This window comes from Rarobacter faecitabidus (assembly GCF_006716265.1).
GTDB classification, from domain to species: Bacteria; Actinomycetota; Actinomycetes; order Actinomycetales; family Cellulomonadaceae; genus Rarobacter; species Rarobacter faecitabidus.
In genome coordinates this window covers 1289139-1313282 of sequence record NZ_VFOS01000001.1, presented here as the reverse complement: position 1 = coordinate 1313282, position 24144 = coordinate 1289139, and the positions used below count along the sequence as shown (strand labels likewise).

The following is a 24144-nucleotide window of genomic DNA, read 5'->3' as shown; positions in this document are numbered from 1 at the left end:
GCCTCGCTTTTCCTCAGCTCGCAGCCACCCACGCCGAGATCCCGGCCGCGATCGCGCGGGCGTAGCGCCGCTGGCCCTTGGCGCTGCGCATGACCGCTACGTCGCGGGCATTGCGCATCTCGCCCAGTTCAAGCATGACGACCGGCTTGGCCGACCAGTTGAGCGTTCCCAAATCGTTGCGATACGACGTAGCGCTGCGGATAGTGCTCGACTTCGCGAAGCCCTGGTCTTCGAGCGAACCGATCAGTTGCTTAGCGAGCGCACGGCTCGGCTTCCCCTGCGCCTTGTTCAGCGGCGTTCGGGTGACGATCGCGAAGAATCCGCGGACTGAGGTGTTCACGGAGCCGTTCGCATGGATGGAGACGAGCAGATCGGCATCGTGATCGCCGGCGAACCTGCCGCGCACGTCGACGCACGGGCCATTTCCGGTGTCGGAGTTCCTGGTCAGAATGACTGTCGCCCCACCCTTGCGCAGGATCGTGCGCGTGCGCTTCGCAACGAGCCAGTTGAAGCGATGCTCCGAGATACCTGCCCCACCGGTTCCGGAGGTGTTGCAGGTCTTGCGGCTTCCGCGGCCGTCCGGGGCCGCGGCGCGCTGGGCGGCCGCGTTCTTTCCGTTGTGGCCGGGATCGAGAGCCACGATCACGCCCGCGAGGGGAAGGTCCCCCGAAGTTGCGGTTACGGCGCGGGTAGAACTGCGAACAGTGCGCTTGCCAGTCTTCACGGAGGCCCGGTATTCGAGGCCGCGCTTCTGATTCGTGGACGTGCGGTATCGGCCCGACGAATCGGCACGGACCGTCCTGTAGGTATGCCAGTTCGCCGCACCGATCCGCCTCTTCTGGATCACGACGCGGGCATCTGCTACACCGCCCTTGGCAGCATTGCGGACGCGGCCGGTCAGCCTGATCGTGGTGCCGGGCGCCGCGTTGCGCGACGATGAGGTCAGGCTCACGTTCGCCGCGACGGTCCCGGTTGCGCGCATGACTCCGGGGTCCGAAACCACCGCGGCACCGGGTAGATTCGGTGCCGCAAGAGTGCCGGGAGCACTCGTCCACAACGAGCCAGCCACCAGGGCGAGCGCGAAAGCGTGACGGAATCGCATTCGATCAGTGTCGCACGGTGATAACGTGACTCGGCGTGAAGACTACCCGCATCGATACGCGCCCCTGGGGCCCGACCGAGAACGGCATCGTCGTCGTCGACAAGCCGCAGGGTTGGACGAGCCACGACGTAGTCGGCAAGATCCGTTCCCTCGCGAAGAACCGCAAGGTGGGGCACGCGGGCACGCTCGACCCTATGGCGACCGGCGTGCTTGTCGTCGGGATCGGTAAGGGCACGAAGCTCCTGCAGTACATTGTGGACGCCCCCAAGGAATACGTCGCCACCATCAGGCTCGGGGTTGCCACAGTGACGGAGGACGCGGAGGGCGAGGTGACGGCCACACCCGGATTCGCCGATACCGACCTGACCAGGTTACGAGCGGTCGCCGCGGGCTTCGTGGGGGACATCCTGCAGGTACCGTCCGCCGTGAGCGCCATCAAGGTCGATGGCAGGCGCGCCTACGACCGTGTTCGCGCCGGCGAGGACGTCGAACTGGCGGCGCGTCCAGTACGTATCCACGCAATCGACATCGTCTCGGCAATCACCGAGGTCACGGCCGATGGCGTGGCTGTGGTCGACGTCGAGGCGAGGATCGAATGCGGGGCGGGGACGTATATTCGCGCGCTTGGGCGTGACATCGCCGCCGAACTCGGCACGGCGGCGCATTTGACGGCTCTGCGCCGGACTCGCATCGGCGGTTTCGCTGTGGCGGACGCGCGGACCACGGCTCAGCTCGAGGAGATCACCGAGCGCGATCTCGCGCTGCCGGTCCAGCAACTCGCCGCGGCCGCCGGAGCCGTGCTGCCGGTTCGGCGACTCAGCGGGGACGAGGTCACCGAGTTGGGCTTCGGCCGCGCGATCGAGGCCAGCGGGGTTCCGGGGCCCGTTGCCGCGATTGGCGAGGACGAGTCCCTCGTCGCGCTCGTGCAGGACTCCAAGCGGCGCGGAGAAACCAAGGCGTGGCCGCTCGCCGTCCTGGCTTAGCCTCGAGGAATCGGCTCGATGCTCGTCTGGATGGGCGGGCTATGATCGTTTCTGAGCAGCCGAAATCGCTGCCCGTCTCCGAGTCAATGCCGACCCCAAAGGAAGCGCGATGTCCGCAAACGTGCCAGCCATTCCATCCGAAGCAGGATCGCTTGTGCCCACTCACTGGTACAACATCGCGGCGGACTTTCCCGAGCCGCTGCCCCCGCACCTGCACCCCGGAACCGGCGAACCCGTCACCGTCGAGGACCTGATCGGGCTGTTCCCGCGGGCCCTCGCCGAGCAGGAGCTCAGCGTGGAACGCTATATCGAGATCCCGCAGGAGATACGCGACGTGTACGCGATCTGGCGCACGACGCCGCTCGTGCGCGCGACGCGACTGGAGAAAGCGCTCGGCACGTCGGCACGCATCTTCCTCAAGTACGAGGGAGTCTCGCCCGTCGGGAGCCACAAGCCCAACTCCGCGGTCGCGCAGGCGTACTACAACCGCAACGAGGGTGTCACCAAGTTGACGACGGAGACCGGCGCCGGCCAGTGGGGATCGTCGCTCGCCTTCGCGGGGGCCCTGTTCGGCATCGACGTCGAGGTGTGGCAGGTTCGGGCCAGCTACGAGTCGAAGCCGTACCGCCGCTACCTCATGGAGCTCTACGGCGGACGGGTCCACTCGAGCCCTTCCGAGCTGACCGAGGCGGGCCGAGCCATCCTCGCGGCCGATCCAGAAACGACGGGTTCGCTCGGTATGGCGGTCAGCGAGGCAGTCGAGGTCGCTATGCGCGATGATGCCACCCGCTACGCACTCGGTTCCGTGCTGAACCATGTGGCACTGCACCAGAGCGTGATCGGGCAGGAAGCCCTCGCGCAGTTGCAGGCCGCGGGCTTCGACGGCGCCGACGTAGTCTTCGGCTGCGCTGGCGGCGGCTCCAACCTGGCGGGACTGTCGTTCCCGTTCCTGCGCGAGGTGCTCGCACACGGCGCGAAGACCCGCATCGTTGCCGCCGAGCCGGTCGCGTGCCCCTCGCTAACGCAGGGCGAGTACCGGTACGATTTCGGCGACTTCAGCGGTATGACGCCGCTACTGAAGATGTACACGCTCGGCAAGGACTTCGTTCCGGATCCCATTCACGCCGGAGGCCTGCGCTATCACGGCATGGCGCCCACGCTGAGCCACGCGGTGAACCTCGGCCTCGTGGACGCCGTCGCGATTGAGCAGGACGCCGCCTTCCACGCGGGAATCCTGCTCGCCCGGACCGAGGGGATCGTTCCTGCGCCCGAATCGACGCATGCACTCGCGGCCGCGTATCGGTACCTCGCAGAATCCGACCGTGACGAGACGATCGTGATCGGAGTCTCCGGACACGGCCAGCTCGACCTGCCGGCCTACGGCGGATTCTTGGACTCGTACCCGCGCTGAGTACCCTGGAAGGCGCACACATCGCGCCTATAGATGAGGAATGCAGTGCAGGTCTTTAACGGTATCGGCGAGGTGCCGGCCAATTTCGGTCCGTCCGTGGTGACGATCGGCAACTTCGACGGCGTTCACCGAGGGCATCGCAAGGTGCTCGAGCAGGTCGCCGCCATCGGGCGTGCCAACTCGCTCACCTCCGTGGCCATGACTTTCGACCCGCACCCGGCGGTAGTGCACAATCCTTCGGCGGCGCCTGAGCCGATCTGCGACCTGCCGCAGCGGCTCAGGCTCCTCGCGGAGACGGGGATCGACGCGACGCTCGTCGTGCCGTATGCGCTGGACTTCGCCCGGCAGACCCCGGAGGGCTTCGTACTGACCTACCTCGTGGGCGTGCTCGGCATGAGAACCATCGTCGCGGGCCGCGACATCCGATTCGGATGGCAGAACGCGGGGGACATCGCCACGATGCGATCCCTTGCGGACGAGTACGGGTTCGACGTGGTGGAGATCGCCGACGTTGGATCGGCCGATGCGGGTGACCGATGGTCGTCAACGAAGATTCGCGAGCTGATCGCCACCGGAGACGTCGCCCGGGCCGGAGAGATGCTCGGCCGATCGCCGTTCGTCGAGGGCGAGGTCGTGCATGGCGATCATCGCGGACGCGAACTGGGGTTCCCGACCGCGAACCTCGGCCAGGTCCGCGGGCAGATCCCTGCCGATGGCGTGTACGCCGGATGGCTGACCGCTCAACACGAGACGCAGGCCCGCGAGGACGTCCCCGGCCGCGCGGCGGTCAACGGTGCCGACATTGCGGACGGCAGGCTCCCCGCGGCCATCTCGGTGGGGACGAACCCGACTTTCGGCGAGAACGCGCGCCGCATCGAAGCCTTCGTGCTGGACGCGACGGGTCTGGACCTGTACGGCCAGGACATCGTCGTCGAGTTCGTGGCGAAGGTGCGCGGGCAGGCGACGTTCGCCTCGGCGGCCGAACTCATCGAGCGGATGCACGCCGACGTCGCCGAGGTCAGGCGGATCCTCGGCTAGCACGAACGCCCTGTCCTCCCGCGCTGTCATCCCGCGCTGTGGGCGGCCGGTGCTGGCGAGGGCGACCTGCCACGAGGTCGAAGCAGTGAGGGTGGTGCCTGTGGTAATGTGGTTTGTTGCCGTCAGAACGGCCGCGGACTTGAGAGCGCCCGGATGGATCAGCCCCGGAGCACCGCGCAACGAGAAATCATAAGGAGAACCGTGCCCCTCGACACCGCCACCAAGGCGCAGATCATCAAGGAATATGGAACCAGCGAGTCGGACACCGGTTCGCCTGAGGTCCAGGTCGCCCTGCTCACGCAGCGCATCAAGGATCTGACCGAGCACCTCAAGGAGCACAAGCACGACCACCACTCGCGTCGTGGGCTCCTGCTCCTCGTCGGTCAGCGTCGCCGTCTCCTCGGCTACCTGCAGAAGATCGACATCAACCGCTACCGTAGCCTCATCGAGCGCCTCGGTTTGCGCCGCTAATCATTCTCGCCAGCCAGCCCGGGCCGCATTGCGGCACCGGGCTGGGCTGCAGAAGCGGCTCATTTCAACAATCACCCATTCGCTTCCCTCCTGACCACCCTTCGTTTTCGGTCCTCGGTAGTGACTTCCGCCACGCGGCACGCGTGCGTGAGTCTCGATCGAAGACCGGCGCGGGACATCGAGGGCGAGTGACACACGAAAGGACAGGTACCCATGGCAGGTACTGAATTCGCCACCGAGGCCACAATCGACAACGGTCGATTCGGCACTCGCACCATTCGTTTCGAGACCGGCCGCCTCGCTCAGCAGGCAGGCGGCGCAGTGCTCGCCTTCCTCGACGGCGAGACCACCATTCTCTCGACAACGACCGCGGGCAAGCACCCCCGCGATCAGTTCGACTTCTTCCCGCTCACCGTCGACGTCGAAGAGCGTCAGTACGCGGCGGGCAAGATCCCGGGCTCGTTCTTCCGCCGCGAAGGCCGTCCGTCGACCGACGCGATCCTCGCGTGCCGCCTGATCGACCGCCCGCTGCGCCCGCTCTTCGTCAAGGGCCTGCGCAACGAGGTCCAGGTCGTTGAGACGGTCCTCGCCATCCACCCGGACGACGCCTACGACGTCCTCGCGATCAACGCCGCCTCGGCCTCGACGCAGATCTCCGGTCTGCCGTTCTCGGGCCCCGTAGGCGCGGTTCGCCTGGCTCTGATCGACGGTCAGTGGGTCGCGTTCCCGAAGTACTCCGAGAAGGAGCGCGCGGTCTTCGAGATCGTCATCGCCGGTCGCAAGATCATCGACAAGGACGGCAATCCCGACATCGCGATCGCCATGATCGAGGCCGAGGCCACAGAGGCCGCGTGGAACCTCATCAAGAACGAGGGCGTCCAGGCGCCGAACGAGGCGATCGTCGCGCAGGGTATCGAGGCATCCAAGCCGTTCATCCGCGCCCTGATCGATGCTCAGGAGGAGCTCGCGGCGGGTGCCGCCAAGGAAATCCAGGCGTTCCCGCTGTTCCCGGACTACCAGGACGACGCCCTGGCAGCCGTGGAGGGTGCCGCAACCGAGCGCCTGACCCAGGCGCTCTCGATCGCGGACAAGCAGGATCGCGAGAACCGCCTGGACGAGATCAAGGCGGAGATCCTCGGCGAGTTCGCCGATTCCTTCGAGGGCCGCGAGAAGGAGATCAGCGCCGCCTACCGCGCAGTGCAGAAGGCGATCATCCGTCGCCGCATCCTGACGGACGGCTTCCGCATCGACGGCCGTGCGCTGTCGGACATCCGCTCGCTGGCCGCCGAGGTCGACGTGCTGCCTCGCGTGCACGGTTCCGCGCTGTTCGAGCGCGGCGAGACGCAGATCCTCGGCGTCACCACGCTGAACATGCTGCGTATGGAGCAGCAGATCGACTCGCTGAGCCCCGAGACGCGCAAGCGTTACATGCACAACTACAACTTCCCGCCCTACTCGACCGGCGAGACCGGCCGCGTCGGCAGCCCGAAGCGCCGCGAGATCGGTCACGGGGCACTTGCCGAGCGCGCCATCGTGCCGATCCTGCCGAGTCGTGAGGAGTTCCCGTACGCGATCCGCCAGGTGTCCGAGGCTCTCGGATCCAACGGTTCGACCTCGATGGGCTCCGTGTGCGCCTCGACGCTCGCACTGCTCAACGCCGGTGTGCCGCTGCGCGCACCCGTTGCCGGCATCGCGATGGGTCTGGTCTCCGGTGAGATCGACGGCGAGACCAAGTACGCTGCCCTCACCGACATCCTCGGTGCCGAGGACGCCTTCGGCGACATGGACTTCAAGGTTGCCGGTACCTCGGAGTTCATCACCGCGATCCAGCTCGACACGAAGCTCGACGGCATCCCCGCGTCGGTGCTCGGTGCCGCGCTGTCGCAGGCTCGCGAGGCGCGCCTCGAGATCCTCGACCTGATCAACGACACGATCGATTCGCCGGACGAGATGGCCGACACCGCTCCGCGCGTGATCAGCGTCAAGGTTCCGGTCGACAAGATCGGCGAGGTCATCGGCCCGAAGGGCAAGATGATCAACCAAATCCAGGAGGAGACCGGCGCCGACATCACGATCGAGGACGATGGCACCGTTTACATCGGTGCCACCGATGGTCCGTCGGCTGAGGCGGCTCGCGCGCAGATCAACGCGATCGCCAACCCGACGGTTCCCGAGATCGGCGAGCGCTACCTGGGCACGGTCGTGAAGACGACCACGTTCGGCGCATTCGTGTCGCTCACCCCCGGCAAGGACGGCCTGCTGCACATCTCGCAGATCCGCAAGCTCGTCGGTGGCAAGCGCGTCGAGAACGTCGATGACGTCGTATCCGTCGGCCAGAAGATCCAGGTCGAGATCGGCGAGATCGACGCTCGCGGCAAGCTCTCACTCCTCGCGGTCACCGCGGAGGATGAGGGCGGCAAGAGCGATGCCGAGACGCAGAACGCCGAGCAGAACAGCTAGATGCCCTGGCAACTGCCACTCGTCGCCGCAGGTTCACCTGAGGCGACCTTAACCGCCAGGCAGGATGGAGCGACCATTCGCCGCTCCGTCCTGCCTGGCGGCGTCAGGGTCCTGACCGAGTACGTTCCATCGGTCCGTTCCGTGACGCTCGGGCTGTGGGTTCCCGTCGGATCGCGAGACGAGACCAAGGGGCACTTCGGCTCCACGCACTTCCTCGAACATCTGCTGTTCAAGGGCACGGCGACCCGCACGGCCGCGGAGATCGCTGCCTCGTTCGACGAGGTCGGCGGGGAATCCAACGCGGCCACCGCGAAGGAGCACACCTGCTACTACGCGCGCGTGCTCGACTCCGATCTCGACATGGCGGTCGGGGTCCTCACCGACATGATCACGGGCGCGGTCATCGATCCCGGCGAGTTCGACACCGAGCGCCAGGTCATCCTCGAGGAACTCGCGATGAATGAGGACGACGCGGCGGATGTAGTCCATGAGCGCTTTGCCGAGCACACCCTTAGGCCAACGTCGCTGGCCCGTCCGATCGGCTGCACACGCGAGACCATCACGGCCGTCCAGCGCGACGACGTCTGGGAACACTATGTGGCCCACTATCGGCCCCACAACCTCATCGTCACCGCCGCCGGCAACGTAGACCACGACCAGCTCTGCGACCTCGTCCTGCATGGCCTGAGCGCCGGCGGCTGGCAACTCGATGAGAAGACCCAGCCCAGCGCCCGGCGAGCCTCGTCCGCTGCCCTGCCGCCCGCGACCGAGGCGCGCGTGCAACTGGCCAAGCCGGGAGAGCAGGCGCATCTCATCGTGGGATCCCCAGGGATCGTCGCGGGCGACCCGCGCCGTTTCACCATGTCCATGCTCTGCACCATCCTGGGCGGCGGTTTGTCCTCGCGCCTGTTCCAGGAGATCCGCGAGCGGCGGGGATTGGCATACTCCGTGTACGCGTTCTCGTCCTCCTACAGCGACGACGGATCGTTCGGCATGTACGCGGGGTGCGCCCCGCGAAACGTTGCGGAGGTCGAGCAGCGAATGGCGGACGAGTTGCGCGCTCTCGCGCGCGGTGAGATCGATGCCGATGAATTACGGCGAGCGCAGGGTCAGCTCACGGGCGGGCTCGTTCTCGGGCTCGAAGACACCGCATCGCGGATGAGCCGGCTCGGGCGGGCCGAGATCTCGATTGGCGAGCTCTACTCGATCGACGATTCACTCGCTGCCATGCGCGCGGTGACTCTCGACGACATCGTCGCGCTGGCGGACCAGCTGGCGAGCACGCCACTAACGACGGTTTCCGTTCAGCCGTAGGCTCTCAGTTGGTCGAATGCGCAGCGCCCACGTCCGCAAGTCTGGTCAACGATCACAGTTGGGATTGGTAGGGTGCTTCGGTGACTTCCTCAACCGCCCCTGATACCCCAGAAACGACGAATCCCCTCCGCGTAGCCGTGCTCGGCGCGCAGGGACGCATGGGAAAGACGGTCTGCGATGCGGTTGAGGCCGCGGACGGGCTTGAACTCGTTGCACGCGTCGATTCGGGCGAGGACCTCGCGACCGTCCTCGAGCGATCGAAGGCTCAGGTGGCAGTGGACTTCACCGTGCCCTCGGTGACGGAGGCGAACGTCCACGCCCTGATTGATGCCGGCGTGCACGCGGTCGTTGGCACCACCGGGTGGGACGAGGCTTCCCTCGGTCGCCTTTCGGAGCACCTGCAACGCGCTCATAACGGCGTGAGTGTGCTGATCGCACCCAATTTCTCGCTGAGCGCGGTTTTCGCCATGACGCTCGCCGCGAAGGCGGCGCCCTATTTCGAATCCGTCGAGATCGTCGAACTGCACCACCCCGACAAGGTCGATGCTCCATCCGGCACCGCTCGCCACACGGCGGCTGCGATCTCAGCGACGCGCTCGGCCGCCGGTCGCGGATCCTCGCCGGATGCGACCGAGACCGGTCACGAGGCGCGCGGTGCCGTGGTCGATGGCATTCACGTGCACGCGGTGCGCCTGCGCGGGCTGACCGCGCACGAGGAGATCCTGCTCGGAAACCCCGGCGAACAGTTGTCCATCAGGCAGGACTCGTTCGAACGTACCTCGTTCATGCCCGGCGTGGTGCTGGCCGTGCGCAAGGCGCCGTCGAGGCCGGGCCTGACCGTCGGCCTCGAGAACCTGCTGGAGATCGGCTGATGCGGCAGTTTAAGGCGATCACCCCAGTGGTCCTCGTCACCGTGCTGCTGGCGATCTACTTGTGGGCCGTGACCGGCAGCGCGATCGCGCTGATCAAGACCGGCGAATGGCACGGCATCGGGATCGGCGTCGCCGTGCTGGCCTTGCCCGTCATCGTGGTCTTCTTCGTGATGCGCGAACTCATGCTCGCGTCGCGCGTGCAGGCGATGGCCAATGAGCTCGCCCGACTCGATGAGTTGCCGAAGGACGAACTGCCTCGTTCGCCCGGCGGACGGATCGACCGCAAGGCGGCCGACGAGGCGTTCCTGCACGTTCGCGAGGTAGTGGCCGAGGACCCCGAGAACTGGAAGAACTGGTACAACCTGGCATTCGCCTACGAGGCCGCCGGCGACCGCTCGCGGGCCAGGCAGTCGCTGCGCAAGGCGGCGGCTATCAGGCGGACGCAGCGATCCGAGCGGGGCGCAGGGACTGTTGCTCCGGCCAACGCGGGGCCGGAGCAACAGTCCGATCAGTGACCCTTGGGCTGGGACATCTTGTCGATCCAGGCTAGTGCCAGAGCGGACACGACGAAGGCCAGGTGGATCACCGTCTGCCAGAGCATCGTCTCGGACGTTACGCGCCCGGAGTTCGATTCGATGAATGTCCTTAGCAGGTGGATCGAGGAGATTCCCACGATACTCATCGCGAGCTTGGTCTTCAGCACGTTCGCGTTGACGTGGTTCAGCCACTCGGGCTGGTCCGGGTGGCCATCAAGGTTGATGCGCGACACGAACGTCTCGTATCCGCCGATGATCACCATGATGAGCAGGTTCGAGATCATGACGACGTCGACGAGGCCCAGCACGAGCAGCATGGTGCTCGACTCAGTGAGCGCCTCGCCGTGGCCGAACGCCCCCTCGATCAGGTGCCACAACTCCTTGAGGAACTGCCAGACGTAGACGGCCTGCGCGACGATGAGTCCGAGGTAGAGCGGGGCCTGCAACCAGCGGGAGGCGAAGATCGCCATGCCGATGGCGGAACGCTGCCGGGGTGTCGGGCCGTTCGCAGCGGCTGCGATACTCGAATGATCCGGGCTGTCGGGGGTGACCGTGGTCATGGAAGAACTCCTTGCGGGGTTTGGCTCGCGGAACCGATAGACAGTGCTCCGGAATAATACTCGGTGAAAGCGACCTGATCCTGAGTACGCGTGCGCTGCGGCCCGTGAACCGACCGCTTCCGCGGTTACGATGGTGAGGTGACCGAAACCACGCCTGCCACCCCGTACGAGGATCTCCTGCGCCACGTCGTCGAGCACGGTACCGCGAAGTCCGATCGCACCGGCGTGGGAACCACCTCCGTGTTCGGCCACCAGATGCGCTTCAATCTGCAGGAGGGATTTCCGCTCGTCACCACCAAGCGGGTCTTTCTCAAGGGCGTGGTGGGGGAGTTGCTGTGGTTCCTGCGCGGTGATTCCAACGTCCGCTGGTTGCAGGAGCGCGGAATCAAGATCTGGGACGAGTGGGCCGACGCCGACGGCGAACTGGGTCCCGTATACGGCGTCCAGTGGCGCAGCTGGCCCACTCCCGACGGCGGTCACATCGACCAGATCGAGCGGGTGCTCGAACAACTTCGGGCCAACCCCGACTCACGGCGCATCATCGTCTCGGCCTGGAACGTGGCCGACCTGGATGACATGGCGCTTCAGCCGTGCCACGCGTTCTTCCAGTTCTATGTGGCCGATGGCAAACTCAGTTGTCAGCTCTACCAGCGGAGCGCCGACCTGTTCCTCGGCGTCCCGTTCAACATTGCCTCGTACGCACTGCTCACTCACATGGTTGCGCAGCAGGTTGGCCTCGAGGTGGGTGACTTCATCTGGACCGGCGGCGACTGCCACATCTACGACAATCACCGGGAGCAGGTGGCGGAACAGCTGACCCGAGAGCCGTATCCTCTGCCGACGCTTCGTCTGCACCAGGCGCCCAGCTTGTTCGACTACGACTTCGCCGACGTCGAGATCGAGAACTACCAGCACCACCCGGCGATCCAGGCACCCGTGGCCGTCTGACCCCGAGACGACCCTCGACGAGGGTTGATGCGTGGGTTTGCTGGCGCGCGCTTTTTATCTGTTGCGGCGCTCGGTCCCGTTTTTCCCAGTTAGCGCCCCCGGTCGGATGTAAATTTGCCACTTTACGTCTGTAAAGAAGCATATAAACCGGAAGTCGAATTGCATATATGACCATTCCTTCGCTACTCTTGCCTTTACACAGTTAATGGAAGTCTCGCCCGATGCGGGGCGGACTAAAACCAGGGACAACTGACGTCCCGCTGAATTGCCTCAAAGGAGATGCAATGCGTCGACTGACGACTACCCGAATTGCGACATTGTCCTTGGGGGTGTCACTGGCTGCGGGTGCCATTGCCGTGGCGCCGCCGGCGACTGCGAGCAGCAGCGCGACGGTCGATCCGTGCGCCGTAACCGAACCCGTCGGGGAGTACACCGATGGAATCGACGGCGCCACGATCCGCGTGCTCGCCACCGATCCGGTCACATGTCTGCGCAGCTATCGCCTCACCAGCGACATGGGCGTGACCAAGCAGTTCAACGAGACCCCCGGAGACCCGCTACTGCGCACCGGATCCGCGGTCCTCGACGGGATGTTCGCATTCGCTCTGCACGAGGAGAAACTGTTACAGCGCGATCGGATCAACACCGACAACTACAACGCTGGCGCATCGATCGACTGCAACCCCCAGGGAATCCCTGATGCCGAACGCGTCGGCTGCTACATCACCGGCAAGAACTGGTCGTACATCTGGACTCGCGACCTGGCCTACGCAGCAGACCTGGGTCTTGCCGCAGTCGATCCCATCCGGATGCGCAACACGCTGGACTTCAAGCTTTCCGAGCGTCGCGTGGACGGTGTCGCTGGCGGCGGCGGCATCGCTGGTGACCTGCAGATCCTGCAGGACACCGGCACGGGCGGCAGCTACCCGAACTCGACGGACCGCGTGTCCTGGGCAACCGGCGCCGACGAACTCCTCAATTGGCTGCCCAGCGCCCAGCGGGCGAGTTTCGCCAGCCGTTCGCTCGAAGCGGTCAAGAACACCGTCGATCACGACCGTGCGGTGATCTTCGACAGCGAAACCGGCCTCTATCCCGGTGAGACCTCCTTCCTCGACTGGCGCCAGCAGACGTACCCCGAGTGGACGGGATCTGACGTCACCGATATCACGGAGTCCAAGTCGCTTTCGACCAACGTCACCCACTGGATAGCGATCGATCTCGTTGCGCGGCTCTCCGCGGAGGCGGGGCATACTGCCGATGCGGCCAAGTATCGGACATGGGCCAACGATCTCGCCGCCGCCATTCGGGACAACCTGTGGTTGCCCGAGCGGCAGCAGTTCTCCTCTGTTCTGTCGAACGCGCTGAACCCAACGCCAACGGAACGCTATGACGCGCTCGGCACGGCGCTCGTCATCCTGAGCGGAATCGCGACGGACGAGCAGGCCAAGGCCGCGATCGCGAACTATCCTCAAACGTTCACCGGACCATCGGTGATCTGGCCGCAGCAGCAGTTCAACGGGACCTACCACAATGAGGGGGTGTGGCCGTTCGTCACGGCGTACATGCTGCGCGCCGCCGCGAAGGTCGGCAACGACACGGCCGCAAGCCGGCAATTCGAATCCATGCTGCGCACGCCGGCACTCTTCGGCTCCAACTACGAGAACCTGAACATCCTCACGACGAGCGTCGACACTCGACTCAACTCGCAGTACCAGACTTGGTCCGTCGCCGGCAGCATCGGCATGATCCGCGACGTGATGTTCGGCGTGGAGGCCGAGTCGGGTGGCCTGCGCATCGCTCCGTTCATCACAGCCCAGATTCGCCAGCGATACCTGGCGGGAGTCGACAAGATCTCCCTGAGCAACATCGACTACCGGGGCAAGAAGGTCAACGTCGTGATCGATCTGCCGAACGACGCCGCCAGCATCGGGGCATATCCGGTGGACGCTATCAAACTGGACGGCGCGAGCGTGCCGACGGGTGAAGTCATCGGGGAGGGTGCCCTGACTGCGGAGTCGAACATCGAGGTGAGCCTCGGAAAGGCCAGCGCGAGCGTCGGAGCGGCTCCGATCGCGAATACCCACAGCAAGGAAGCGATCTACGGCCCCAAGACTCCCGCGGTGACGCTCTCGACGACGGGCAGCGGAACGGACAAGCGAGTGCGGCTCGGCATCAACTACGCCGGTGAGGACCCCGCTCGACTCACAGTGGACGTACTGCGCGATGGAGTGGTAGTCGCCAAGGACGTTCCCGCCGCGAGCACGTGGACCGACCCGGATTCCGCGGCATTGAACAGCGTGTCCTACTGTTACGCGATCCGCGCGACCTACGCCTCGAGCGGAAACGCTTCCCAGGATTCGAATCCGCAATGCTATTGGGGCGACGCGTTCGAGCGAGTGCTTAAGGTTCCCGCCAGTCAGTTCGTGGACGTTGTCGCTGGCGGGATTCCGGCCAGCGGTGCGACCACGCACTACTCCAACTGGGGCACCAACCCAGCCGACCAGATCACCGCAAAGTTCTCTCCCACGGTGACAGGGACCTACCTGCTCCAGGCCGACTACGCCAAGGGCAACGATCTGCGCAACGGCGTGGATTCCGGGATCAAGAAGGTCACCGTAACGCAGGAGGGCTCGTCCGACGATGTCGCGGATGGCTTCTTCGTGATGCCGCGGACGTACGTGGATCCATCGGAAGGCGGCACGCTCGGAAACTGGCAGGCGCGGCAAGGCTCGACGTTCGTCAAAGCCCGTCTTGAGGCGGGAAAGACCTACGAGGTACGCGTTCATCACGACCCGCTAGCCATCAACATGAGCTACTTCCAGGCAAACAAGTGGCACAACGAACAGACCGCCGGGGCATCCAACTACGTGGACATCTTCGAGATCAAGGCACTGCTGAAGAAGGCCGACGTCGGCGCCTTCGCGGCGGCGATCGATGACGACGCAACCGATGTTGAGGCGGAGACCGGCCAGAACGTGACCGTATCCGCCACGATTACAGGCGGGGCCGCTGGCAGCATCTCGGGCGTCACGACCCGCACGGTCGACTTCGGTGACGGCACCGTCAAGCAGGCTCGACTGCTCCCTGACACCGACGGCACGGGATACATCGCGACGGCGTCGCACCAGTACGCGACCGCAGGTTCGTACACCGCAACGCTGACCGCTGGCACCCCCGTCGACGCAGACCAGACCGACACCGTCGGCGTAACCGTGCGCGGCGCGACGACCGGCGCCCTCACCCCGGCGACGCCGAACGGGCTCGCCGGGTGGTACACGGCGAAGCCTGCCCTGTCCGTCAACGGTCCCGCCGGTGCCACCTTGCAGTACAGCACCGACGGCGGCGCCACCTGGTCCGCGTACGCGGCCGGCGCGACGATCGGCGACGGCCCGTCGGATGTCGCAGTGCGTTCGATCGGCGCGCAGGGCCGTACCGGCGATGCCCACAGCGTCGCTGCTGTCAGCGTGGACACGACGGCTCCGAGTGTCTCGGCGAGCGTTGCCACGGGAGCCCGGAGCGCGACGGTCACCCTCACGGGCACCGACGCAGCGTCGGGCATCGACCGGGTCGAATACCAGTTGCCCGGTAGCGCGGCGTGGGCCACCTACACCCTCCCCGTTGACGTCGCCCTGACCGCGGCGAACCAGGTCGTGGCGTACCGCGCCGTCGACATCGCCGGTAACGTCAGCGCAGCGGAAACCGCCAACACCGGCACGTTGCCCAACCCCGCGGACAAGGACCAGCCTGCCGGGTCGGTCAAGGTCTCGGGCAAGGTCAAGGTCGGCAAGAAGCTCACTGCCAAGGCGTCCGGCTGGCTGCCGGGCGCGACGTTCACCTACCAGTGGCGCGCGGGCGGCAAGAACATCGCCGGGGCCACCAAGGCTACGTACAAGCCGACCAAGGCGAACCTGGGTAAGAAGATCACCGTCGTGGTCACGTCATCCGCGGCCGGGTACAAGAAGGTGACGAAGACAGCGAGCGCCGGTAAGTGGAAGATCACGGCCGGCAAGGTCGCGATCGCTGGCAAGGTCAAGGTCGGCAAGACGCTCAAGGCCAAGACCAGCAAGTGGAGGCCGAAGGGCGTGAAGCTCACGTACCAGTGGTACGCCAAGGGCAAGGCCATCAAGGGAGCGACCAAGAAGAAACTGAAGGTGACTTCGGCTCAGCGAGACAAGCGCATCACCGTGAAGGTGAAGGCAAGCAAGAAGGGATTCGCCCCGGCGACGCGAACTTCCAAGGCGGTCTCCGCCTCCTGACCCGCCAGCGGTGGGGCGGCCCAGCGCCCCACCGCTCCAGCCACCTGACTTGAATCAAAGGACAAAAAATGACTTCACATGACACCGGTACGAGGTCCTGGCGCCGTATGCTGCCAGTCGGCTTGGCCGCCGGATCCCTCGTCGTCACAGGCGGTGCGCTGGCAGTGGCGCCTGCCGCGCTGGCCGCACCTGCACCTGCCGTCGTCGTCGTGGGCGACGCCACGACGTCGCCCGACGGCACGATCGCCATCGGCGTTGACGTAGACGCGGATGGACAACTCGTCTACTCCGTGACCAAGGACGGCGAAGAACTCGTCAGCGAATCTGCGCTCGGACTGAACCTCGTCGGCGGTGAGATCCTGGGGGACGACGCCGCGATTACGTCGGCCTCCGCGCAGACGACCACGGACGAAACGTGGGAAACGTACGTCGGCCGCGATGCCGAAGTGCGCAACCACTACACCGAACGCACCTACGCGGTCACCGACAACGGCTACGCGTTCTCCGTGATTGCTCGCGCCTACGATGACGGGGTCGCGTTCCGCTACGACGTGCCCAACCAGACCGGGCTCGCGGATCTCGAAATCATCGACGAGGTCACGCAGTTCAACCTCACCGGTAACCCCGACGCGTGGTGGACACCGCAGAACTTCGACGACGACGAGGCGCTGTGGCAGCAGTCCACGTACGCCACGATGGGCAGCTCCAACGCCCCCGCCACCTTCCGGTACGCCAACGGTGACCACCTGTCCATCCACGAGGCCGACCTCGATGACTATTCGGCGATGACGCTGAAGAAGGAACCGACAGGGCTGCGCGTGGAACTCGTCCCCTCCATGACGCGCGATGCGGCCGTTGTCCGCACGGGCGCCGGGCGCGACGAGCCCACCCCGTGGCGCAGCCTGACCATCGCGGACAACGCGGGCGGACTGGCCGACTCCTACCTCCTGGAGAACCTCAATCCCGCTCCCGACGCCACCTTGTTCGCGGACGCGCAGGACTGGGTGAAGGGCGCCACCTACGTGGGAATCTGGTGGATGCTGCAGCAGGACCTCGCCTCCTGGGAGGAAGGCGACCACCACGGCGCGACCACCGAGCGGCTCAAGGAATATATAGACTTCGCCGCAGCCAACGGCATCCAGGGCGTGCTCGCCGAGGGCTGGAACAAGGGCTGGGACGGTCACTGGAGCGATCAGGATTTCGACGCTCCGACGGACGACCTGGACATCGATGAGGTCCTGTCGTACGCCGAGTCCAAGGGTGTCGAATTCATCGCCCACAATGAAACCGGATCGAACCCGTGGGGCTACGAGACGCAGATCAACGACGGACTGTTCGAACAGTACAAGGACTGGGGAATCCACTACCTCAAGACCGGCTACGTCGGTTCCACCCCGTCGATCCCCAGCCGCGAGGATGCAGACGCCGTCTACCCCGGCTCGACCGGCGACCTGACGCCCAAGCACCACCGCTACGACCAGGAGATGGTCAACCACTTCCGGTTCGTGCTGACGGAGGCCGCGAAGAACCAGATCAACGTCAACTGCCACGAATGCGTGCACGGCACCGGCGAGATCCGCACCTTCCCCAACGCCATCTCACGCGAGGCGATGCGCGGTCAGGAGTGGGACGCCTTCTCGGGGGTCGGCAACACGCCCGAGCACCAGTTGATCCTTCCGTTTACGCGCGGCCTTGCGGCGCCTATGGACTACACGCCAGGCGTGATGGACGTCGCCTACAACAACAGGCAGCCGGGCAACTGGCGGGTGAAGACGACTGCGGCCAAGCAGCTAGCCATGACGGTCAACTACTTCTCCGGGGTCCAGATGGCCGCGGACATGATCGAGCACTATTCGATCAACCGGGGCATCGAGTGGTACGACGGCCTTCCGGCGCAGTGGGATGAATCCCACACCCTCTCGGCGGACATTGGTGATCACCTGGTGACGGCGCGGCGCAAGGGTACCCAGTGGTGGATCGGCGCCATGAATGCCGACCAGCCGCGCGACCTGTCGTTCCCGTTGAGCTTCCTGGGCACGGGCCAGTGGGTAGCTGAGATCTTCGCGGACACCGCCGCTACGGACTACGACGCGGACCCCAGTTCGCTCGACGTCACGCGGGTGCGTGTGACGAGCGCGGACACCATGGTGGCGCAGCTCGGCAAGAGCAGCGGGCAGGCGATCCGCATTCGCCCTGCCACTGCCTCGGATGCGTCGCTTCCCTCCTACGGGCAGCCCGCGCTGACGGTGCAGTCGTTGTCTGCTCCCGCGAGCGCAGAACGCGGCGACATCGTTCCCGTCGTCGCGACCATCGTGAACAATTCCCCGCTGACGGCGCGCAAGTCCTTTCAGGTGAGCGTGAACGGCCGGCCAGGGGTCGCGCAGGAGGTCGTCCTCGAGCCGGGTGGCTCGACGACCCTTCGATACTCCGTGCGCATCGTCGGCAATGATCCCGTTTCCGTGTCCGTGGGCGGCGTGACGGTTAACGTCGCGGTGACGGCTACCGTGCCCGTGCCTCAGAACGTGCGCCTGGTCTCGGTGACCTCGACCTCGGTGAACATCGCCTGGGACCCGGTCCCCGGCGCGAGTTACGAGATCTATCGGCGAGCGGACGTAGGCGTCTATCCGGCTACGCCCCTGGCATCGCTTCCTGTGGGAACGACGACATGGACGGACGCGAAGCGAGCGAACGGCAACAACTATGTCATTCGGGCCGTGCTCAATGGGGCGCGTTCGGCGGCATCGAGCGAGGTCAGCCAATTCGGTACCCTCGTCGGAACGCTCTCCGATCCCACCGGTGACGACAACGGTCCGGGCACCTACGAGTACCCGAAGAACGGCGTGTATGCGCCGGGCTCGTTCGATCTGACGGGGGTGAGGGTGTACGACACCGGAAACGGGCTGACGTTCGTGACCGCCATCAACGCACCGATCGACAACCCGTGGGGCTGCGACACCATCTGCCTTCAGCACGTGGAAATCTACCTCGGATCCGGAGACGGGAGCGCCGTGCCAGCACGCGCTGGCACGAACCTGTCAGCCTCATCTCCGTGGTCCCGGGCCGTCGTGATCGATGGCCGTTGGAACGGCGGCGTCTACAGCGCTCCCGGTTCGGCGAAGGTAGGCGATGTGTCACTGTCCAAGCTCGCGACTCGGGGGGAGATCGCGGCGTCGATCTCGAAGAGCGCACTGCCTGCTGGCTTCAACATCGGGCAAGCACGAATCGGCGTGGGCATGTTCATCAATATCGAGACGCCGGACGCGATCAACAACATCCGTCCCGTCCTTAACTGGGATGACCCGGGCAACACGGACGGTTGGATTCCCGATTGGCGCCCGGGCGGCGGACTCGGCTATGCGGACTTCGGATCCGCTGCCAAGGACAGCGACACCAGGGATGGGAACGCCCTCGACATTATCGTCGACGAATCCACGCAGTCCCAAGCAGATCTGCTCAACTGGACGGCACATTCGCCAGTCATCCTGCCCCTCGTCGCGCTCCAGCCGCCGGCCGCGGAAACCGTGGCCGAACTGATCCGAAACGGAGGCGCAACGGAGGTGGTGGAGCAAACGCCAGCCGCCAATCCGCAACAGGGTGTCACGGCGCTCACCGCGTCGGGCGATCGAGTGCCCGGACTGGCCGTCAGCTTCACGCTTACCGGTTCCGCGACCTTCGCGGCGGGCGGCCAGGTTGCGGTGGTGACCACCGGCGCGGACGGCAAGGCGGATGTGCCGGCTATTCGGACGAGTACCGCGTTGGGCACAGTCAAGCTCAGTGCAACCGCAGGTGACATCTCGCAGGCGCTGGCGGACATCACCGTGGTGCCAGCCCGGGTCACCGTCGCGAAGCCGTCGTTCTCGAAGCGCTCGCAGACGTACGGTCACAGCTCCGTGGCAACCGTGACGGCCGATGTCTCGGGCGCGATCCAGGGGGTCGTGACCTTCCGCAATGGCGGTCAGGTGCTCGGATCGGCGCAGCTGGTTCGCCAGGGATCCTCGTACCGAGCGAGCATCAAACTGCCGCGCACGTTGGCGGCGGGCGTCTACAAGCAGGTAACGGCGTCCCTGGCTTTGCCGGATCGTCCTGGTGCCACCTCGGTGCCCGCAGTAACGTTCACGGTGGTCAAGGCGCGACCGGGCAAGGTGACCGTGTCTGCCAAGCGGTACAAGCGGTCGGCGAAGCCGGTCGTCACCGTGAAGGTCGCCAAGCTGAACAACGGCGCTCCGGCGATCGGTTCCGTCGCCATCTCGGTGGGGAAGAAGCGCGTCAAGACGGTGTCCCTGCCGAAGGGCGGCACGGTCAAGGTCAAGCTCGCCAAGAAGTTCTCGGCCAAGAAGTCGCTCAAGGTTCGTGCGGTCTTCCTGCCGAAGGACGCGAGGAACGTCGCGAGCAAGACATCGAAGTCGGTTACAGCGAAGCGCCGCTGACGCTCGATCAACGGGACGGGGACGGCAACGCAATGCGTTGCCGTCCCCGTCTGTGTTCTGCAGCGCAACGGCAGGTCGATATGGCATGCGTTTGAATGAGTCGGAACTACGCCGGGTGGGGATTTCATGTGCCGGATTGTGGCCATACCGAATGCTCCACTCGGTCGAGGCTGATCTGCACAGAGTGGAGCAGGGCCGAGCCGATCCGCCCAACGGCGAGCTGAGCGGGGCCGAGTCGAGCGGGGCCGAGCCGATCTGCCCAACTACGGGTCGATCCGCCCTACGGCGAGCCGGGCAGGGTCGAGCCGCCCAACTGCGAGCCGAACTGACCTTGCCGAGACTGACCCGGTCCGGCGGTGCGCACGGTGGCCGAATCGCGCTCCAACCCGTCGGCACACTTGACAGTGGGCTATGGAGTGCGAGTGTGCCCCGGGGGTAGCCGCGAGGGCGCCATTTGCCCCGGGGTGGGCCGCGGGGCGCGGGCTCCGCCGGAAGGTCGCTGCCAGGCGCCCGCCTCGCGATTGGCCGCACGCCGGGAATCCATCTCGCACGGCCGCTGACTTCTCACCGCGATCCCGACGACGCCCAGGGGCAAAGGGCGTCAGCGCAGCGTGACAGTGACCCGCCGGGACGTGGCACGCGTCGTGTAGCGGGCCAGCTTCTTGGCGGGCGTGAACTTGGCGGTCACGCGCGCCCGCCCCGCCGTTGCACGGCTCACAACGGTGACTCGTCCGCGGTCCTTCGCGCGGACCTTGACGCTGATGAGCCTGTTGCCAATGCGCACCCTGAGTTTCCCGGCTGGGCGCTTCGTCGCCGCAGTGGCGATTCGCACTCGAATCGTGTGCCGCGCCCCCGCCCTCGCGGCACTGCGCTTCACGGTGACTTTCGTGAGCGCCTTCGCGCCGCGACGAGGGGCCGATTGGGCGTTCCCACTCGCGTAGCCGGGCTTTGTCGCGCTCACCCGTACCCGGACGAGTTTTCCCGCGTCCGCATTCTTCAGGGTGTATGCGGCCCCGGTCGCTCCGGCGATGGGCTTACCAGCGCGTAACCACTGATATCGAACCGTAACGCCCGGCTGTGACCACGTCCCAGACGTTGCCCGCAATCGCTTTCCGACGCGCGCCGTGCCGGTCAGCGTCGGTATGGTCTTGCTGCTGATCTTCACCGGGGCGGTTGACGGGCCGCCGGGCTTCGGATCGTTGTCATCCGGGCCGCCCGGGCAGTCCGCGGCGCCACACGGCTCCCCGCATCCGGGTGCCGCCGCATCGCACGGATCGGGGTCATCCGGGCAGTTAAGGCCCGAGTGGTTCACGCTGTCGTCGCCGCAGGGATCGGTGAGGCCCGCGGCGGAGCCGGTGGGGAAGGGGACATCCGGCGCGCCAGATGCGCGATACACGTCCCACGATTCCCACGGCAGGCCAACGTAAAGCCGACCCAGTTTGTTGTCATGCCAGTTTCCCCAGCCACCATCGTCACGCCGGCTCTCCACGTAGGCGTTCCCGACCGCGTAGTTCTGGATCGTCACGCCGTGCGGGTTGGTGCCAATGACGACGGGTAGCGATGATTGCGTGCTGTCCTTGTCGGCGGTGAGGTGGCTGGCAAGTCGCGTGCCGGGTTCGACCCAGCCGTCGACGTACATGCCCTTGATCGTCAGGTCTGACGTGTTCGACAGCGCGTATATCCGGGCCATGCAGTTCACGGCGCCCTCGACGTACGTGTCCTCGATCGTGACGTTCGCGATGTTCGCCGCACGCGAGGCGCGGTTGTCGTCGCCGCTGAAGTCCCAGTGGCGCGAGGAGTTGAGCACGCAGGTGTTGATCGTGTCCCACTGCATCTGGTTGTGGATCACGTAGGTTCGCGAGACGCGGACGTTGGCGATATTGCGTGGGACCCACCCCCACTGGATGACCGGCCCGTTGGGGCCCTTCCAGACGACCGTGTTGTCGATCGTGACGTTTGAGTGGTAGATCTTCAGCACGTCATCGTTGGCGTGGATGAAGGAATCTCGCATGGTCGATCCGTCGTATAGTTCCAATCCGTCCGTCTGCCAGTACCAGGCGCCGACCTGGTGATAGTTGCGCACGTTCATGGCGAAACTTGACTCGTCGCCGTACACGACGAACGAGTGGTACGGCGGCTCGGCGATCGTGACGCCCTGGAGGTCTAATGTCTGCGGAACGCCCGAGGCGGAATCGAACCGCAACGGCTTGACGCATGCGGCGTGACAGTCGCTGTACTGCGAGGGATCGCGACGGGTAAAGCCGGGATTGCGCGTGTCCGCCTCGTACACGTACTGCTCTCCGGACAGGACCCCGAAGCCGGTGATTTTGTAAGACGTCGTGGCGGCGTTCGAGGGGAACTCGAACGCGCCCTTCACGTAGGCGCCGGGCGCGAAGTAGATCCACCGCACGCGGGGATTCAGCACAGCCCGGTAATCGGCGCCCATGTGGTAGGTTCCGGGTTCGAAATAGAGCACGTCCGCGTTGACCGTATGCAGATTGCGGATTTCGCCGGGAGTCGGCCGGTAGATCTCGCCATCATCCGGACCCGGAATCGATGCCTGGGCTTCGTCTCCGCTCGGGATCGCCTCGGCGAATACGATCATCGCGTTGCGGGGTTCGATCATGCGGCCCACGGAGACGTCCGGCTGGGCGGGGGCAGAGTGCCAGTAGTCACGATTCGCCCCCACCACCTCGGTGAGTTGGGGCGCGAACTCGACCGAGAATCGGTAGCCGTCGGGGGAGTACGGCACCAGAATGCGCACGGTGGACGAGTTGACCAGATACCTAACGAAGTCGAGATTCCGCGGCCGGAGTTGGACATCGTCGATGGACTGCACCGATTCGCCCGTGGCGAGGTGGACGTCGACCCAGGTCGCGGCGGCGTACTCGAACGTGGTCCAGCTCATGGTGTGATGGGCGTTGGTGCCGCCGATCTCCTCGGCGTTCTCCCAGACGTTCTCCGCGCCATCCTGGTGGTACCCGCCGTCGGCGGGATCCTCGTAGCCCGGCTTTCCCTTGCCTGAGCGAGGGATCGTCAGGTACGTGAAGGAGTCGTACCACGTAGCGCGCGCGGTGTCGGAGGCGACCTTGACTGTGTAGAAGGTGGATTGCCGCACGTTTTGTGCCGCGACGGGGACGTCCGCGTTGGCCTCGGCGTTCATATGCCACCAGGTGCGCAGCGAAGGAGTGTGCGCCGTGGACGGGGCGGCTACGCCCAGCGAATGTAGCGTGTCGCCGGCGACCGCTGCCGCTGGTGTTTCGGTGCGAGGTGTGGCGGCCGCGTGTCCGCTGGTGAGAATCAGGCCGGCAAGGACTATGAATGCCGTCGCCACGGCTCGGCGTCGTGTGTGGGGTGTGCGGTGTGGAGTCGTCATTGACAATAACCTTCATTATGGACGAAATAGGAGCATTTCATCTGGTTCTGGTTCCAGTGTAACTTGCAATTTTGTCCATGCGTTGACGGCCGGGAAATCCGGATATCGGCATGCGATCTGCCGTGCGGCGCCGCTCCGCGATGTCTCGCACCATCGCGCCTGTAGTCCCGCAAATCGCTCTTATTCTGGGGAATTATCCGGAAGACGTGGCAACGGGATACTCGACGACAGTGGCGCGCCGAGGTTGCCGCATTCAAGGTTTGAACCCCACAACGGTCGCCTGATTGACTGTCAGGTTTTGCGTCCATAGAATCGAAAAGCAGGAGTTGCGCCGTCGCATCTCCCACGCCGCCAATCAATCGCCGTCTCCAGCAGACCGGAGTCGAGAAT

Annotated in this window: 14 protein-coding genes; 11 read left to right on the top strand and 3 right to left on the bottom strand. The window is 65.5% G+C overall.

What is annotated here, in order from left to right; translation table 11 throughout:
* Window positions 1–13: 13 nt before the first annotated feature.
* On the bottom strand, window positions 14–1102 hold the full coding sequence (locus FB461_RS05780) for an N-acetylmuramoyl-L-alanine amidase (RefSeq protein ID WP_142119776.1): 1089 nt from the start codon (window positions 1100–1102) through the stop codon (window positions 14–16).
* Window positions 1103–1137: 35 nt separating this feature from the next.
* Between FB461_RS05780 and truB the strand changes: the two genes are divergently transcribed.
* From truB to FB461_RS05740, 8 genes are all read left to right on the top strand, one after another.
* Entirely contained in the window at window positions 1138–2085 is a 948-nt protein-coding gene (truB, locus tag FB461_RS05775; protein ID WP_170222626.1) for a tRNA pseudouridine(55) synthase TruB, read from the top strand.
* Between the two features lie 109 nt (window positions 2086–2194).
* Window positions 2195–3496: a TrpB-like pyridoxal phosphate-dependent enzyme gene (locus FB461_RS05770; RefSeq protein ID WP_142119774.1), complete on the top strand. Its 1302-nt coding sequence runs from the start codon at window positions 2195–2197 to the stop codon at window positions 3494–3496.
* A gap of 45 nt (window positions 3497–3541) precedes the next feature.
* Entirely contained in the window at window positions 3542–4534 is a 993-nt protein-coding gene (locus tag FB461_RS05765; protein WP_142119772.1) for a bifunctional riboflavin kinase/FAD synthetase, read from the top strand.
* Between the two features lie 201 nt (window positions 4535–4735).
* Window positions 4736–5005 (top strand): 30S ribosomal protein S15, encoded by a 270-nt coding sequence (rpsO, locus tag FB461_RS05760; protein ID WP_142119770.1) that lies wholly within the window; start codon window positions 4736–4738, stop codon window positions 5003–5005.
* Window positions 5006–5218: 213 nt separating this feature from the next.
* Window positions 5219–7465, top strand: a complete 2247-nt coding sequence (locus FB461_RS05755) for a polyribonucleotide nucleotidyltransferase (protein ID WP_142119768.1) — start codon at window positions 5219–5221, stop codon at window positions 7463–7465.
* Window positions 7466–8779 carry a M16 family metallopeptidase gene (locus tag FB461_RS05750; RefSeq protein WP_142119766.1) on the top strand — a complete coding sequence of 438 codons (1314 nt, stop codon included), beginning with the start codon at window positions 7466–7468 and terminating at the stop codon, window positions 8777–8779.
* A gap of 80 nt (window positions 8780–8859) precedes the next feature.
* Window positions 8860–9651, top strand: coding sequence for a 4-hydroxy-tetrahydrodipicolinate reductase (gene dapB / locus FB461_RS05745; RefSeq protein ID WP_281282062.1), 792 nt, complete (start codon window positions 8860–8862; stop codon window positions 9649–9651).
* Window positions 9651–10166 (top strand): tetratricopeptide repeat protein, encoded by a 516-nt coding sequence (locus FB461_RS05740; protein WP_142119764.1) that lies wholly within the window; start codon window positions 9651–9653, stop codon window positions 10164–10166. The genes dapB and FB461_RS05740 overlap by 1 nt, the downstream gene beginning before the upstream one ends.
* On the opposite strand, the gene FB461_RS05735 is transcribed toward FB461_RS05740, so the two are convergent.
* Window positions 10160–10747, bottom strand: a complete 588-nt coding sequence (locus tag FB461_RS05735; protein WP_142119762.1) for a TIGR00645 family protein — start codon at window positions 10745–10747, stop codon at window positions 10160–10162. The two genes, FB461_RS05740 and FB461_RS05735, sit on opposite strands and share 7 nt — an antisense overlap.
* Before the next feature lie 138 nt (window positions 10748–10885).
* Between FB461_RS05735 and FB461_RS05730 the strand changes: the two genes are divergently transcribed.
* The 3 genes from FB461_RS05730 (at window position 10886) to FB461_RS05720 (ending at window position 20378) form a co-directional block, all read left to right on the top strand.
* Window positions 10886–11695 carry a thymidylate synthase gene (locus FB461_RS05730; RefSeq protein WP_142119760.1) on the top strand — a complete coding sequence of 270 codons (810 nt, stop codon included), beginning with the start codon at window positions 10886–10888 and terminating at the stop codon, window positions 11693–11695.
* Window positions 11696–11979: 284 nt separating this feature from the next.
* Entirely contained in the window at window positions 11980–15951 is a 3972-nt protein-coding gene (locus FB461_RS05725) for an OmpL47-type beta-barrel domain-containing protein (protein ID WP_142119758.1), read from the top strand.
* A 68-nt stretch (window positions 15952–16019) separates the two neighbouring features.
* The gene (locus FB461_RS05720; protein WP_142119756.1) at window positions 16020–20378 is read left to right on the top strand and encodes a glycoside hydrolase family 97 N-terminal domain-containing protein; all 4359 of its coding nucleotides are present in this window, start codon (window positions 16020–16022) and stop codon (window positions 20376–20378) included.
* Window positions 20379–20979: 601 nt separating this feature from the next.
* Here the strand turns inward: FB461_RS05720 and FB461_RS05715 are convergent.
* Complete coding sequence (locus tag FB461_RS05715) at window positions 20980–23754, bottom strand: family 49 glycosyl hydrolase (protein ID WP_142119754.1); 2775 nt, start codon at window positions 23752–23754, stop codon at window positions 20980–20982.
* Between the last annotated feature and the right edge of the window lie 390 nt (window positions 23755–24144).